A 15,982-nucleotide genomic window follows, 5' to 3' on the forward strand; every position below is an offset into this window, starting at 1 on the left:
TGCAAAGCGAGAGGGAAAGACGCGCCCGCGCTCACCGCTGCGGCGGCTCCCAGTTCAGCCGCCGGGCGAGCTTTTGCAGATTGCTCGCGTCGACGCCGAGCGCGCGCGCCGCCGCTGCCCAGCGCCCTCCGTGCGCCGCCATCGCCTGTGTCAGCGCCGCGCGTTGGCAGGCCTCCACGCGCGCGCGCAGCGAGCCCACACCCTTGGCCTGCACCGGCACCGGTGCGGCTTGCGCGCCGATGTCGGAAGGCGCTTCATCCAGGTCGAGCAACTCGACGCCCAGCGTGACGATTTCCGTGCGACTGGCGCCACGGCTCACCGCCTTGAGCGCGGCGCGGCCAAGCACCTGTTCCAGCTCGCGCACATTGCCCGGCCAGCGGTAGCGGCGCAGGGCCTGCTTGGCCTCGGTGGACAGGCGCAGGCTGCGCAGGCCCAGGCGCGCACGGTTGGTTTCCAGCAGCCGCCCGGCCAGCAGCAGCACGTCGCGCCCGCGCTCGCGCAGCGGCGGAATCTGTATCGGATACACCGAGAGCCGGTGGTAGAGATCGGCGCGAAACGCCCCGGTCTGCACCAGCTCGCGCAGACTGCGGTTGGTGGTGGCGATCACGCGCACATCGACGCTGCGCGGCGTCGCCTCGCCCAGGCGCTGCGCCTCGGCGTTCTGCAGCGTACGCAGCAGCCGCACCTGCGCCGCCAGTGGCAGCTCGCCCACCTCCTCCAGCAGCAGCGTACCGCCGTCGGCCGCCTCGACCCGGCCCAGGCGATCCTGCAGCGCGCCGGGGAAAGCGCCACGCAGATGACCGTAGAGCTCGCCCTCGGCCAGGGCCTCGGGCAGCGCCGCGCAGTTCACATGCACCAGCGGCAGCGCGCTGCGGCGCGAGAGCGCATGCAGCTGCTGCGCCAGCAACTCCTTGCCAACGCCGGTCTCGCCCAGCAGCAGCACCGGCATGTCGGTTTCGGCCACCACGGCCAGCTCATGCAGCAGCAACTGCATCGCGTCGCTGTCGCCCAGCAGGCCGCGGTCCGGGGCGGTGTCGCGCACGCCCGGCAGCGGCGCGCCCACCGATTGCGCGGCCGCGCGCAGCGCCGCTTCCAGATGTCCCACGCGCACCACCGCCTGGAGCAGCGGCAGCAACTGCGTGAGCTGGTGCTGCGCGTCGTCATCGAAGCTGCCGGTGGTGAGCGCATCGAGCGTCAGCACGCCCCAGGGCCTGCCTTCGACTTCGAGCGCAATGCCCATGCAGTCGTGCACCCGCAGCGGCTCGTCCGGGCGCTCGGCAAGCAGCCCATCGTAGGGGTCGGGCAGCGGACTGTCGTGCGGAAAGCGTGTCACATCACTGCGTCGCAGGATGGCGGCGAGGCGCGGATGCTGCGCCAGCGCAAAACGCCGCCCCAGCGTGTCGGACGACAGGCCGACGATCGCCTCGGGCCGCAGCACGTCGGCCTCTGCGTCCAGACTGAGCAGCGCCACCGCGCCGCAGCCGAAATGGTCGGACAGCAACTCCACCAACCGCTGCTGGCGCACGGCGGCCGGCAGCTCGACAGAGAGGTCGGAAAGCAGTTGTACGGAGACCGAAAACAAGGTCATTTTGACTATTTTTTGGTATTAATAACCGTTATTTAAACGGTATTTTATACCGTTGTATTCCTGAAATTCCGATTTTTTGTCTGGAAATTCCGGTATAAACCAAGGGTAAATACCTATGTTTCATCCAAACGGAGTCATACCCATGCACCCAGGCACCCATAGCCCGGCACCACGCCAACCCACTCCTCGCACGCGCCTTCAGTGAAAGCGCGCCGCCGATTCCACCAAGAAAGACCTTCACCATGGGACAGTACAAAAAACACTGGTTCACCCTGATCGGCCTTTGCATCGTGATGTTCTCGCTGCTGGGCTATTTTGGCGTGGACATCTACCGCTCCGCGCCGCCCATCCCCACGCAAGTGGTGACCGACAGCGGCAAGAAGCTGTTCACCGAAAAGGACATCCTCGACGGCCAGACCGCCTGGCAGTCGGTCGGCGGCATGCAGCTGGGCTCGATCTGGGGCCACGGCGCCTACCAGGCACCCGACTGGACGGCCGACTGGCTGCACCGTGAGCTCAGCGCCTGGCTGGACTTGGGCGCGCAGGAGTACTACGGCAAGCCGTATGCGGAGATCACCGGCTACCAGCAGGGCGCGCTGCGCGCCGAGCTCAAGGCCGAGTACCGCGGTGACGGCGTGGACGCCAGCAACACGCTGCACGTCAGTGAACGGCGCGCGCAGGCGATCGCGCAGACCGCGGATTACTACCAGCGCCTGTTCTCGGCCGATCCGTCGCTGCAAAAGAGCCGTGAGCACTTTGCGATGAAGGAAGACACGTTGCCCTCTGCCGAACGCCGCGAGCAGCTCACGCAGTTCTTCTTCTGGACCGCCTGGGCCGCCGCCACCGAACGCCCGAACAGCAAGGTCACCTACACCAACAACTGGCCGCACGAGCCGCTGATCGGCAACGTGCCCAGCAGCGAGAACGTCGTCTGGTCGGTGGTCAGCGTCGTCGTGCTGCTCGCGGGCGTGGGTTTTCTCGTCTGGGGTTGGTCGTTCCTGGGCAAGCACGACGAGAGCGATCCGACGCCACCGGCGCACGACCCGCTCACGCGCTTCGGCCTCACGCCCTCGCAGCGCGCGCTGGGCAAATACCTGTTCCTGGTTGTCGGGCTGTTCATCTTCCAGGTGTTCATCGGCGGATTCACCGCGCACTACACGGTCGAGGGCCAGCAGTTCTACGGCATCGACGTCTCGCAGTGGTTCCCGTATGCACTCACGCGCACCTGGCACATCCAGAGCGCGCTGTTCTGGATCGCCACCGGCTTTCTGGCCGTCGGCCTGTTCCTGGCACCCATCATCAATGGCGGCAAGGACCCGAAGTACCAGAAACTCGGCGTCGACATCCTGTTCTGGGCACTGGTGGTCGTGTGCGTCGGCTCCTTCGTCGGCAACTACCTCGCACTGGCGCACCAGCTTCCGGCCGAATGGAGCTTCTGGCTCGGCCACCAGGGCTATGAGTTCGTCGACCTCGGGCGCCTGTGGCAGATCCTCAAATGGGCCGGCATCCTGTTCTGGCTGGTGCTGATGCTGCGCGGCGTGCTGCCGGCGCTGTTCAAAAAGAGTGGCGAGGACAAGAACCTGCTGGCGCTGCTCACCGCCTCGGTCGGCGCAATCGGCCTGTTCTACGGCGCGGGGCTGTTCTACGGCGAGCGCACCCACCTGTCGGTAATGGAGTACTGGCGCTGGTGGGTGGTGCACCTGTGGGTGGAGGGCTTCTTCGAAGTGTTTGCCACCACGGCGCTGGCCTTCGTCTTCAGCAGCATGGGCCTGGTCTCGCGCAGCATGGCCACCACGGCTAGCTTGGCCTCGGCCTCGCTGTTCCTCCTGGGCGGCATTCCGGGTACCTTCCACCACCTGTACTTCGCGGGCACCACCACGCCGGTGATGGCCGTCGGCGCCGCGTTCAGCGCGCTGGAAGTCGTGCCGCTGATCGTGCTCGGACACGAGGCCTGGTCGCAGTGGCGCCTGAAGTCGCGCGCGCCGTGGATGGAAAACCTCAAGTGGCCGCTGCTCGCCTTCGTCACCGTCGCGTTCTGGAACATGCTGGGCGCGGGCGTCTTCGGCTTCATGATCAACCCGCCGATTTCGTTGTACTACATCCAGGGCCTGAACACCACGCCGGTGCATGCGCACGCCGCGCTGTTCGGGGTCTACGGCTTCCTGGCGCTGGGCTTCACGCTGCTGGTGCTGCGCTACATCCGCCCGCAACTCGTCTTCAGCGAGCGCCTGATGAAAACCGCGTTCTGGGGCCTCAACGGCGGCCTGGTGCTGATGATCGTCACCAGCCTGCTGCCGATCGGCCTGATCCAGTTCAGCGCCAGCGTCAGCGAAGGCCTGTGGTGGGCGCGCAGCGAAGAGTTCATGCAACAGCCGCTGCTGCAGCAACTGCGCTGGGTTCGCACCTATGGCGACGTGGTGTTCATCATCGGCGCGCTGGCGATGGCCTGGCAGGTGGTGCTCGGCGTGTTCAACCTCGGCGCCACCGCGCCGCGCACCAAGCTGCAGAGCGCCGCGTCCTGAGCCTGGTCACCCTCGGGCCGCGCAAGCCGCGGCCCGCCAGCGACCTGAGCCCGGCCAAGGCCGGGCTTTTTCGCGGGCGCTCACAAGCGCCGCCGTGGCGGTATTCTGCGGGCCTTGCACGCGCCCGACACCCAGGCGTGCGGACCACCCGGGAAAACCATGAACCGCAAACTCATCGCGCTCGGCGCCGTCGCCGCCCTGGTGCTGGCCTATCTTGTCGCCGCGCCGTGGATCACGGTCTATCAAATCAAGAGCGCCGCCGAGGCGCACGACGACGCGGCGCTGGCCGAGCATGTGGACTTCGACAGCGTGCGCCAAAGCCTCAAGGACCAACTCCATGCGCGCCTGATGCGCAAGATGACGGATGGCGCTGGCGCGAGCGACAACCCGCTGGCCGCGCTCGTCGCGCCACTGGCGGGTGCGGTCGTAGACAAGGCGGTCGACTGGTACGTGACGCCTGCGGGCGTGATCGCCCTCATGAGCAACCGCACACCCGATGCCGACACGCGCCAGGCTACGCCAAAGCCGCAAGGCACGGACGAGCAGCCACTCGCCGGCGCCAGCATGGCGTACAGCACGCTCGACACCTTCATCGTTCGCCCGCGCGGGCGGACGGGCGCCGCCGAATTCGTACTGCGCCGGCGCGGCCTGGGCTGGAAGCTCACGGCCGTCGTGCTGCCGGGGCAGTGAAGGCCCCAACCGACCGACCAGAGATTTTTGTCATGGCCACCGGCGAGACGCTTGCACGGCGTAGCGCTGCGCCCACCCGAACTGCCGTCAACGCGCGCGTGCGTCCGCCTTCACCGCGATGCCACGCGGCAGCCAGCGCCAGAACATCCAGGCGGCGGCAAAGCCCATGCCGCCAATGGCAAGGATGCCACCCGCCAGCGTGATCAGAGCCGTCAGGCCCGAGAGCAGCAGCGGCCCGCCGCCACCGCCGATGTCGGTGATCACGCGCCAGATGCCGAGAAACTGCGTGCGCCCAACCACCGGCGACGCATCGGCACCAATCGTCAGCACGATGCCCGCGCCCATGCCGTTGCCCACGCCCAGCAACAGGCTGACCGCCAGCAAGCTGTCAAAGCCGGTGGACAGCGGCATCAACAGCAGGCTGGTGCCCATCACCAGCATGCTCGGCAACGTCACCGCCAGACGCCCGCGCTGGTCCATCACCCGCCCGGCGGGGTAGAACAGCAGCGTGTCCACCGCGCCCATCAGGCCGTAGATCAGCGAGGTGGTGGCCGCATCCAGACCGATGTGGCTGGCCCAGAGCGGAATCACCACCTGGCGGCAGGCGCGGATGGCCGCCACCAAAGACGTCGCCACGCCCAGCGTGAGCAGAACATGCCTGTGCGTGTGCAGCATCGCGAGCGCTCCAGGCACTTGGCCGGCCGACTCGCCTTCGGCCGCCGCCTTCGCTGCCAGATCAGGCACCAGCAGTGACAGCGCGCCGGTGGCCACCATCACGATGAGCGCCGCCCAGTAGGCTCCGGGCAGCCCCAGCCAGTGGATGAAGGCCGCGCCCAGGAAGGGCCCGGCAAACATGCCGATGCGGTGCACGCCGCCCAGCAGGGCCATGGCGCGCGCGCGCAGGTGCACGGGCGCGGCCTCGACGAGGAAGCTCTGGCGCGCCAGCATGAACACCGCCCGCGCCAGCCCCACCATGAAGACACCCAGGCCCAGTACCCAGGCCCGCCGCGCCACGAGACACAGCACCAGCGCCGCCAGCGCGAACGCCGCGGCGCCCACCATCGCGCGCCGCTCGCCAAAGCGCGTCGCGAGCCACGCCGCCGGCACGTTGGCCAGCAGCGAGCCCAGACCGATCAGCGCCACGATCAGCCCCGCCGCCGCCAGGCTTGCCCCCAGCGCCCGGGCGCTGAGCGCCAGCACCGGCAGGATGGTTCCCTCGCACAGGCCGAACATGAGCGAGGGGCCAAACGCCGGGATGGCCATGCGGCGCAGGCTGAATTCTTCGGGGGAGGAAGGCATGGGGAAGCGGCGATTGTCCGCGCTTTGAGCCAGCGGCGCCTTGGAAGGAGTCACTGTTCCCGCGACGATGTATCTGCATCGCTTGACGGCGACAACGTTACCACACGGCAAGTGGCCAGGACTTCGAAGTAGGCGCGGCAACACGCGGGGCGGGCAGCTGATCACGCCCTATGCTGACCACCTGACCCTGCCCACCCTGTGGCTTATGCATCCCTCAGAACACTGAACTCTTGAAACAACGTGATTGGCAGCGGTTGCTGCAGCCTCCAGTGCACGGACATGGGTTTGCTACCCTCTGCCCGCTCCAGTACCACCGGGCCACACGCTCGGTAAGGCGTGCCCTTGCGACGGCGCACGAAGAGCTGGAAGCTCCAACCATTGGCAGGGCTATTCAGGTAGCGCTGTCCCGCCGCAGTATCAGGGCCCGCAGAATTTTGAGACTGCCAATGAAAACGCTCGGGGCTAATCGCATAGTCGTGGTACGCGATACGTTCGTGATAGCCCTCACGCTTGTCCAACGTGACAAAAAGCAGTTCCACCTTGCGCTCGGATAAGGCAAGCACGCCCGCCTGAAAGGGAATACGCCGCTTGCCGTGAAGCCAGCCGACAGCCGTAAGGATTTCGCGCACCCCATAGCTGCCATGCAGCGTCAGAGGCACGTCCTCCAGTCCCGGCAGTGCCGTCGCCGGCCGAAGCTGACGCGAGGAAAGCATCTGTGCCAATTCGCCCAGCTCCGCGCATAGCTCAGGGAATCTCGCAAGGCGAATCAAAAACTCTTGAGCGTCGATGGCCCGCGAACTCGTATCGATCTGGTAGGCCAGCATCTGCAACAAGGTTTGTTCGCGGGACGTCTTCACCTGGTAACTGGCGCGCGCTTCGCTCACGTGCCACAACTGATCGATGCGCTCGGCTTCGTCCCAATGCAATAGATGGGCGAACCGCCTCCCCTGCTTGTCCTGCTCTTCGCTCACCTCGCCAGTCATGAGACCCGCATCGCGCTTAAGGCGTGTCCAACCGGAGTTGCCGCTGATGCGATAGATGTCTTCCAACTCGATGGCTTGCTCGCGCACAAAATCCGCTAACGACACCGCTTGCCGACCCCGCAGCACCGCATAGGTTTGCAGTTCTGCACACAGGCGGCGCCAGTTGAGCTGGGTCAACTGGCGCAAGCTGGCCAGCACCTGTTCACGTGTCTTGCGCTGCAGCTGGATATGGCACCCCGGCGGCAACTGCCCAAACCCATGTTCCACCGCATCAGCAAGCTGTCCGCGTGACAAGCCGGTGATGGAAGACAGTAGTCGGTCAAAGCGAAATTCACGGCGGTGCTGCCCTACGAAGTCGAGCACGAGACAACTCTCCTTGCCTGACGCAAGACGCAGGCCACGACCAATTTGCTGTTGAAACAGCACCGGGCTCTGCGTAGGGCGCAGCAGCAGCAAGGTGTCCACCAAGGGCAAATCGACGCCCTCGTTGTAGAGATCGCAGGTAACAATGGCCGCAATTTCGCCGCGCTCCAAGCGAGCCGGTGCGCTGCGGCGCACATCGCTTGGCGTCGTCCCCACCACGCAAACCGCTTTGATGCCAGCTGCATTGAGCTTGTCTGTCATGAACTCGGCATGAGCGACCGAAACGCAAAACAGCAGTGCCCGGCCACGGCGCGGATCATCTGCCAACCGCACCCATTCCTGCAGAACCAAGCGAGCACGCACATCGTTGCCCGTGACCAGACGATCCACCGCCACCAGCTCCCCCGGCTGTTCCCACGGCACTTCAGAAAAATCGGTCTCGTCGTCGCAAGCGTAATACTCGAACGGACAAAGCAGTTGCAGATCAAGTGCATGCCACAGGCGCAACTCCACCGCAGGTGAGCCATCGGGCCGGTTATTAAAGTAGCCAAGAATGGGTTTGCCGTCACTGCGCTCGGGAGTCGCCGTCAAGCCCAGCAAAATTTTCGGCCGCACGGTGGTGACGAAGGCGTCGAATCGGTCCGCCGCCAGTCGATGGCATTCATCGACCACCACGCTGTGCCAATAGCTGGAGCCATGCTGCGCCACGAGGTCGCGGCTGGTGATGCTGTCAATCGTGGCAAACAAGTGGTCGTGTTGTGCCGGCACTGCGCCTTCAGCCAGAAGTTCACCAAAGCCGTGATCGCGTAATACCTCACGATAGGTTCGCAGGGCCTGTTGCAAGATCTGCGCTCGGTGTGCAACGAAGAGCAAGCGCGGACGCCCGCCGGTCTGCTCACAGGTATGTCGGTAGTCAAACGCGGCAACCACTGTCTTGCCAGTACCGGTGGCGGCTACCAACAGGTTACGCCAGCGCCCATGTTCGCGCTCGATTTGCAGCTGTTCCAGCATTTCCTGCTGATAACGCTTCGGCTGCAAATCGAAGAAAGTCGGTCTAGCCAATGGTTCACTGCCCGCCTCGCGCTGTAAAGCTTCCCCCAGTGCGCGCCGATGCTGCGGATTAGCAGGGTCGTAGCGTTGAAATTCGTTGTCTTCCCACAGGGTTTCGAAATGCGCCTTGGCATGCTCAAACAAAGCCGCTTGACCACGTTCGGTGAACTTCACCGTCCATTCAAGCCCACCCATCAAGGCAGCACCCGACAGATTGGCGCTGCCCACATAGGCCGAGCCAAAACCGCTTGCACGCTGAAACAACCAGGCTTTGGCATGCAAGCGCGTGCGTCGTCCATCGAGGGAAATGCGGATCTCGCAACCCGGCAGGGCCGCCAGTTCATCTAGAGCACGGATCTCCGTAGCTCCGGTGTAGGTAGTCGTCAAGATGCGCAGTCGCGTGCGCGGCGTACCCCTAGCACCCAGGGCCGTGGCGCTTTGCAAAACGTCAAGCAACTTGCGCACGCCAGAATGGGTAATAAAACTGACCAAAATATCCACTTGGTCACACGCGGCAAGTTCGCGGCGCAATTCATGCAACAGCGAAGGCGAGCCCTTTCCCGCAGTGAAGAGCCAGGGCAGTGCCAATCCAGTATGCGGCGCCTCCGGCGCGGTACCACTACGATGGATGGCCTTCAGAACTTGTACTGGCGCACACAATGGGTCAACCTCCACCGTGCGGGCCAAGTGCTCACGCGTGTACAACAAAAGCGCGTTGACCAACTGCAACTGCTGGCGTAGTCGCTCGCTCGCTACGCCATCAATGCCGTCAAGAATGCGTGCGAGTTGCTGCGCCAGCGCTTCCCCGAGACGTTGCGCGAACTCACCTGCGGGGAGTGCCTGCAGCACACTTTGCCCCTCGGCAATTTCACCGCGCAGGGATTCGGTAATCAACAAGTCATAAAGGCCTTCAGGCAGTGGCATGGTGATAAACAAGATCGACAACCACTCCAATCTTGCACCACCTTCGGCAGCAATCAACGCCAAACCAAAGTTGTTAGCGCCTCGTCTGGCACTAACGACACTGTGTCAAGGCGAATGCGCGCTGCAAGCACACGGCCAAAGTGCTATGGCGATCCCATGCCTGTCGCTTGGCGAAGAACCCTCAGAACGAGGGCCCGCGGCGATCTCGCGAGCGAATCCACCTTTACGCCATCGTCATCAGCTGCGCATTGCCCCCCGCCGCCGCCGTGTTGGTGCTGATGGACTGCTCGTGCACCAGCGCCGCGAGGTCGTAGCCGCGGCCCGATTGCAGCTCAAAACTCGCGCGGCTTTCCACGCGCACGATGGCGCCTTCTCGCGCCGCCACCTCGGCAAGCGCCTGGGCCAGCGCGTCGCCGTCGCCCTCGAAGAGCAGTGCGGTGACGGGCACGGCGGCATCACCCAGGTTCTGGCGCGCGCCGGGCTTCAAGCGGCTGGCGTCTTCGCCCAGCGCGCGGTGCAGCGCCTGCCACACGCTGGCGCAGGCGGCATCGCCTTCGGGCAGCACCACATGGCATTCGTTGCCGCTCGCCAGCGCCGCGGCCACCTGCGCCAGCAGCCCCAACGCGGTGGCGGGCATGGCCCACACCGGGCCGCGCGGCAGCAGGCGGTAGACGTTGGATTCGCCGGTGGGGCCGGGCAGCAGCCAGCGCTCGTTCATGCGCGCCGCGCGCCGCGCGGCATCGAGCAGCACGCGGGCCTGCGCCGCCTCGGCCTCGGGCAGCGTGGTGGCGAGCAGCCGCTCGATCGGCGCGAGCTCTGGCGCCGCTGCCGCGCCGTGGCCGGCGCCTTGCTCGGCGGCCTGCCCGCGCGGCAGCAGCGCCAGCGCGTCGCCCGGCTCGCCCTGCACCAGGCGGTACAGGTACAGCGGCCCGCCGGCCTTGGGGCCGGTGCCCGACAGGCCCATGCCGCCGAAGGGCTGCACGCCGACGACGGCGCCGATGATGTTGCGGTTCACGTAGACGTTGCCCGCGTGCACGCGGTCGGTGAGGTGGTCGATGGTCTCGTCGATGCGGCTGTGCACGCCGAAAGTGAGGCCGTAGCCGGCGGCGTTGATCCGCTCGATCAGCTCGTCGAGCCGCTCGCGCTCATAGCGCAGCACGTGCAGCACCGGGCCGAAGACCTCGCGCGTGAGCCGCGCGGGGCTGTCGATCTCGATGATCGCCGGCGCGACGAAGTGGCCGTTGCCGCCGTTTTGATGCAGCCGCGTGACCTTCTGCCCGGCGGCCTGCATGGCCTCGATGTGCGATTCGATCTGCGCGCGCGCCGCTTCGTCGATGACGGGGCCGATGTCGGTGGAGAGGCGATCGGGGTTGCCCATGCTCCACTCCTGCAGCGCCGCCTTGAGCATCGTCATCTGGCGCTCGGCCACGTCCTCCTGCAGGCACAGCAGGCGCAGCGCCGAGCAGCGCTGGCCGGCCGAATCGAAGGCCGAGGCCAGCACGTCCAGCACCACCTGCTCGGCCAGCGCCGAGGAATCGACCACCATGGCGTTGAGCCCGCCGGTTTCGGCGATCAGCGGAATCACGCGCCCCGAGGGCGACAGGCGCGTGGCAAGCTGCCGGTTGATGAGCCGCGCCACCTCGGTGGAGCCGGTGAACATCACGCCCGCGACCTGCGGGTGCGCGACGAGCTGCGCGCCCACGGTCTCGCCGCGCCCGGGCAGCAGCTGCAGCACGTCGTGCGGCACGCCGGCCTCATGAAAGATCGCGACCATCGCGGCCGCGGTGAGCGGCGTCTGCTCCGCCGGCTTGGCCAGCACCGCGTTGCCCGCCGCCAGCGCCGCCGCCACCTGACCGGCGAAGATCGCGAGCGGAAAGTTCCACGGGCTGATGGCCAGCACCACGCCCAGCGGGCGCTGCGCCGCATTGTCGAAATGCGCGGCCACCTGCGCGCCGTAGTAGCGCATGAAGTCGGCCGCTTCGCGCACCTCGCACAGGGCGCTGGCCAGCGTTTTGCCGGCTTCGCGCTGGACCAGGCCCATGAGCGTCTGGCCGCGCTGCTCCAGCAGATCGGCGCTGCGCAGGAGCACGTCCGCGCGTCCCGACGGCGGCATGCCGGCCCAGATCGGCAGCGCCTGCGCGGCGCGCCGGGCCGCCGCATCCACATCCGGCGCGCTTGCCTCGCGCACCCAGCCGACGACGTCGCCAAGCTCTGCCGGGTTGCGCACCGGCTCCCACGCCGGGTCCCGTGCCGGATCGGCCGGTGTGGCCACCCCGGGAGCGGCCGCAAACCACGGTCGGCTGGTGCTTTGCAGCAGCGCCACGGCCAGCGACGCCAGGCGCTGCTCGTTCGCCAGATTCAAGCCCTGCGAGTTGGTGCGCGCGAGCACGCCCTGCCCGGCGTAGAGGTCGATCGGCAGCGCAATGCGCGGGTGCGGCGCGCCCAGCTGCCCCTCCTCCTGCGCGATGCGCAGCACCTCCTGCACCGGGTCCTGCACCAGTTCGCTCACGGCAATGGCGGTATCGCCGATGCGGTTGACGAACGAGGTGTTGGCGCCGTTTTCCAGCAAACGGCGCACGAGGTAGGCAAGCAGCGTCTCGTGGTTGCCCACGGGCGCGTAGATGCGGCATGGCCGCGCCAGCTTGCCCTCGGCCGTGGGGCCGACGACCTGTGCGTACAGCGGCTCGCCCATGCCATGCAGGCATTGAAATTCGTACTGGCCGCTGTAGTAGCTGCCGCCCACGGCCTGCGCCAGGTGGTGGATGCTGGCGAGCGTCTGCGCATTGTGCGTGGCGAACTGCGGGTAGACGGCGTCGGGCGCGGACAGCAGCTTTTTCGCGCAGGCGAGGTAGCTCACGTCGGTGTAGGCCTTGCGCGTGTAGACCGGGTAGCCGGCGTGGCCGTCGATCTGCGAACGCTTGATTTCGCTGTCCCAGTACGCGCCCTTGACCAGGCGCACCATGAGGCGGCGGCGGCTGCGCCGCGCCAGGTCCACAAGATAGTCGATGACCTGCGGGCAGCGCTTCTGGTAGGCCTGCACGACGAAGCCGATGCCGCTCCAGCCCTTCAGACTGGGCGCGGCGCACAGCGCTTCGAGCAGATCGAGCGAGAGCTCGAGCCGGTCGGCCTCCTCGGCGTCGATGTTCATGCCGATGTCGTACTGGCGCGCCAGCTCCGCCAGGTGCAGCACGCGCGGCAGCAGCTCGCTCATCACGCGCTCGTACTGGCCACGCGCATAGCGTGGGTGCAGCGCCGAGAGCTTGATCGAGATGCCCGGCCCGTCGAAGATGCCGCGCCCATTGGAGGCGCTGCCGATGGCGTGGATCGCCTGCTGGTAGTCGGCCAGGTAGCGCTGCGCGTCCTGCTCGGTGGTGGCGGCCTCGCCCAGCATGTCGTAGCTGTAGCGAAAGCCCTGCTTCTCGTGCGCGCGGCTGTTGGCCAGCGCCTCGGCGATGTTCTGACCGGTGACGAACTGCTCGCCCATGAGCTTCATCGCGCGGTGCACGCCCTGGCGGATCAGCGGCTCACCGCCCTTGCCGATCACGCGCGTCAGGGCCGCCGAAAGCGTCTTTTCGCTGCTGGTGGCGGTGAGTTTGCCCGTGAGCACCAGACCCCAGGCCGCGGCGTTGACGAAGAGCGAGGGCGAGCGCCCGACGTGCGCGCGCCAGTCGCCGTGACTGATCTTGTCGCGGATGAGCGCGTCGCGCGTGGCCCGGTCGGGGATGCGCAGCAGCGCCTCGGCCAGGCACATCAGCGCCACACCCTCCTGGCTGGACAGCGAAAACTCCTGCACCAGCGCCGCCACGCCGCTGGTGACAGGCGCCTCGCGCAGACCCTGCACCAGGCGCGTCGCGAGCGCGCGCACCTGGGCGGCCTGTTCGTCGTCGTGCGCACGCGCCTGCGGCAGCAGCGCCGCGAGGCACTCGGGCTCGGGCCGGTGCCAGCCGGCGGTGATGGCCGCGCGCAGCGGCGTCTGCGGCAGGATGGACTGAGCGAAGGCCAGGAAGGGTTGCACTTCGTGCGGCGCCGGTGGTGGCACTTCTTCGGCCTCGTCCGGGGCGCTGCCGGGCAGGCCCTGCAGGCGGATTTCATGCACGCCGCGTTCGATCGCATCCACGTACAGCAGCGCCGCCTGCTTGACCAGCCAGTGCGGCGTGCGGCCGATCTGCTGCGCGGCGGCATGGATGCGCTGGCGCTGCGTGTCGTCGACTTTGATACCCAGGGTGGTGGCGGACATGCGGCTCTCGATGAACGGTGAAAGGAAAGCGCCGATCTTGCGCCTGGGCACAGGGAAAAGGTAACTAGGGTTAACCCTTTGTTCTACTTTTCTTCCAGAACGGGAAAGCGCCGAGGTGCGATCAACAGCACGAGCAGCATCAGCACGGCGATCACGCTCATGCCCACGTAAAGCTGGTCGGTCGCGACGCCGATACCCGCGCGCAAATACCCCGCCACGGCCGTATCGGTGGCGGGGGAGTGCAGCGCGCCGATGACCGCGTCCACATCGGCAGGCAGGCGCGCGGCCAGGGTCTGCGGCGCGGCCGCGAGATGCGCGCCCAGCGTGGCGTTGAAGATGGCGCCGAAGAGCGCCGCCCCCAGACTCTGGCCGAGGTAGCGCGAGAACATGTGCGAGCCCGTCACCACGCCGCGCCGCCCCCAGTCCACCGTGGACTGCATGCCCACGAGAATCGGCGTGGAGAAGAACCCCAGCCCCGCACCCAGCAGGATCTGGTCGAGCAACACCAGAGCCACCGGCTGCGGTCGCGGCATCCACAGGAAGGCCAGCGAGGACAGCAGGATGAGCGCACAGCCGCCCAGGCCCGCATCCCGAAAACCGAGGCGCGCATACAGCGGCGGCGACAGCGCCGAGGCCACCGGCCAGCCCATGCTGATGGCGGCGAGCACCAGCCCGGCCGCGATCGCGCCCAGCGACTGCACCGATTGCAGGAAGGTGGGCAGGTAGACGCTGGGCGCCATCATCACCAGACCCATGCCGATGGCCGCGAGGTTGGAGCCCAGCAGCTCGCGCCGCCGCCACAGCCAGCCGGGCAGCACCGGCTCGGCGGCGCGCCGCTGCACCCACACCAGCGCCGCGATGGCCAGCGCGGCGAGAGCGAACACCAGCGCCACGGGCCACGAGGCCCAGGGCCAGCGCTGCCCGCCTTCGAGCACGCCGAAAATCAGCAGGCCCAGCGCCAACAGCAGCAGGGCCGCGCCCGCCCCGTCGATGCGCGCCTCGCGCCGATGAAATGCCTCATGCAGCGCGCGCCCGATGAGCGCCAGCGCCACCGCGCCGATCGGCAGGTTCACGAGAAAGATCCAGCGCCACGAGGCGTATTCGGCGAACGCCCCGCCCAGCAGCGGCCCGGCGATGGCGGCCATGCCCCAGACGCTGGACAGCCACCCCTGCACCGCGCCGCGCTCCTGCACGGTGTAGAGATCGCCCGCGAGCGTCATCACCGTGGCCATGATGGCGCCCGCGCCCAGCCCCTGCAGACCACGAAACGCGATCAGCGCAGGCATGTTCCACGCGGCGGAGCACGCCACCGAGCCGAGCAGGAACAGCACCGTGCCGCCCAGCAGCACGGGCTTGCGCCCGAACAGATCGGAGAGCTTGCCGTAGATCGGGATCGTGACCGTCTGCGCCACGAGGTAGATGGAAAACACCCAGCTCACGAGCGCCAGCCCGCCGAGCTCGCCCACGATCTGCGGGATGGCGGTGGAGACGATGGTGGTGTCCATCGCCGCCAGCATCATCATCGCCATCAGGCCAGCGAGGATCCTGCCGCGACGGGCGAGGGCGGGGCTTGCGGACATGCGGCCGATTGTGCGACAGGGGTGAGGGCCTGCGGCTTATCCACAAAGCCGCCGCCGGAGTTCATCCATCAATCTTCAGCAGCCCACGCGCCCGCTGGTTGGACCGGTAGATACTGTCGCGCACCGGCGCCGCGCCGGTCTTCACGCTGTGCACCCATTCCCGGGTCGACAGCACCGCCGCGAAGCGCGATTGCAGCACCACGCTGAACACGCGGTGGATGTCCTCGGCGCTCGCGAAGCCAGCCTGGTTGCGGTAGGACACCGCACCCGACGCGTCGTGCAGGAACTCCACGGCCATGCCGTTGTGCAGCGCGTGGTTGATGGTCGATGCATCGCAGTTGTGCGTCATGAAGCCGACCACCGTGAGCGTGTCGATGCCATGCTCCCGCAGCCACTCTGCCAGGCCGGTTTCCGGATAGGCGCTCGGCAGCGTCTTGCGCACGTAATGGTCGCGCGGGCGGGACGCGACGGCCGGATGCAGCTGCCAGCCATCCGAATCGACGGCGAACAGCGGCGAAGTGGCCGGCGCGGTCTGCTGCACGACGATCACCGGAATGCCGGCCGCGCGGGCCGCATCCATGGCGATGCCGACATGGGCGACGCTCTGCTGCGGGTCCGGGTACTCGATCGGCAGGTTGCCGGTGAGGTATTCGTTTTGCACGTCGATCACGATCAGGGCGCGCTTCGGGGTGGCGGATGCGGTCATGGCAAGGCTCCTTCAGGGGTGGATGGGCCGGGCTTTACGT

8 protein-coding genes are annotated in these 15,982 nt (G+C 67.2%); 2 read left to right on the top strand and 6 right to left on the bottom strand.

Annotated features, from left to right (window positions below; all coding sequences use genetic code 11):
• Positions 1–31 precede the first annotated feature (31 nt).
• Positions 32–1,588 carry a nitric oxide reductase transcriptional regulator NorR gene (gene norR / locus ABS45_RS14440; protein ID WP_291556520.1) on the bottom strand — a complete coding sequence of 519 codons (1,557 nt, stop codon included), beginning with the start codon at positions 1,586–1,588 and terminating at the stop codon, positions 32–34.
• A 242-nt stretch (positions 1,589–1,830) separates the two neighbouring features.
• Here norR and ABS45_RS14445 point away from each other — a divergent pair, with 242 nt between their 5' ends.
• Together ABS45_RS14445 and ABS45_RS14450 are read left to right on the top strand one after the other, a co-directional pair.
• Positions 1,831–4,110, top strand: coding sequence for a nitric-oxide reductase large subunit (locus ABS45_RS14445; protein WP_291556522.1), 2,280 nt, complete (start codon positions 1,831–1,833; stop codon positions 4,108–4,110).
• A 159-nt stretch (positions 4,111–4,269) separates the two neighbouring features.
• Complete coding sequence (locus ABS45_RS14450) at positions 4,270–4,800, top strand: DUF2939 domain-containing protein (RefSeq protein WP_291556524.1); 531 nt, start codon at positions 4,270–4,272, stop codon at positions 4,798–4,800.
• An 87-nt stretch (positions 4,801–4,887) separates the two neighbouring features.
• Here the strand turns inward: ABS45_RS14450 and ABS45_RS14455 are convergent, their stop codons facing one another.
• The 5 genes from ABS45_RS14455 to ABS45_RS14475 form a co-directional block, all read right to left on the bottom strand.
• On the bottom strand, positions 4,888–6,099 hold the full coding sequence (locus ABS45_RS14455) for an MFS transporter (protein ID WP_291556525.1): 1,212 nt from the start codon (positions 6,097–6,099) through the stop codon (positions 4,888–4,890).
• Positions 6,100–6,302: 203 nt separating this feature from the next.
• Positions 6,303–9,482 carry a DUF3427 domain-containing protein gene (locus ABS45_RS14460; RefSeq protein ID WP_291556527.1) on the bottom strand — a complete coding sequence of 1,060 codons (3,180 nt, stop codon included), beginning with the start codon at positions 9,480–9,482 and terminating at the stop codon, positions 6,303–6,305.
• Positions 9,483–9,642: 160 nt separating this feature from the next.
• On the bottom strand, positions 9,643–13,656 hold the full coding sequence (gene putA, locus ABS45_RS14465; RefSeq protein WP_291556529.1) for a trifunctional transcriptional regulator/proline dehydrogenase/L-glutamate gamma-semialdehyde dehydrogenase: 4,014 nt from the start codon (positions 13,654–13,656) through the stop codon (positions 9,643–9,645).
• Positions 13,657–13,739: 83 nt separating this feature from the next.
• Complete coding sequence (locus tag ABS45_RS14470; RefSeq protein WP_291556531.1) at positions 13,740–15,236, bottom strand: MDR family MFS transporter; 1,497 nt, start codon at positions 15,234–15,236, stop codon at positions 13,740–13,742.
• Positions 15,237–15,297: 61 nt separating this feature from the next.
• Positions 15,298–15,942 carry a cysteine hydrolase family protein gene (locus ABS45_RS14475; protein WP_291556533.1) on the bottom strand — a complete coding sequence of 215 codons (645 nt, stop codon included), beginning with the start codon at positions 15,940–15,942 and terminating at the stop codon, positions 15,298–15,300.
• Between the last annotated feature and the right edge of the window lie 40 nt (positions 15,943–15,982).

It is taken from the genome of Comamonas sp. SCN 65-56 (genome assembly GCF_001724135.1).
Classification (GTDB): Bacteria; Pseudomonadota; Gammaproteobacteria; order Burkholderiales; family Burkholderiaceae_C; genus Comamonas_C.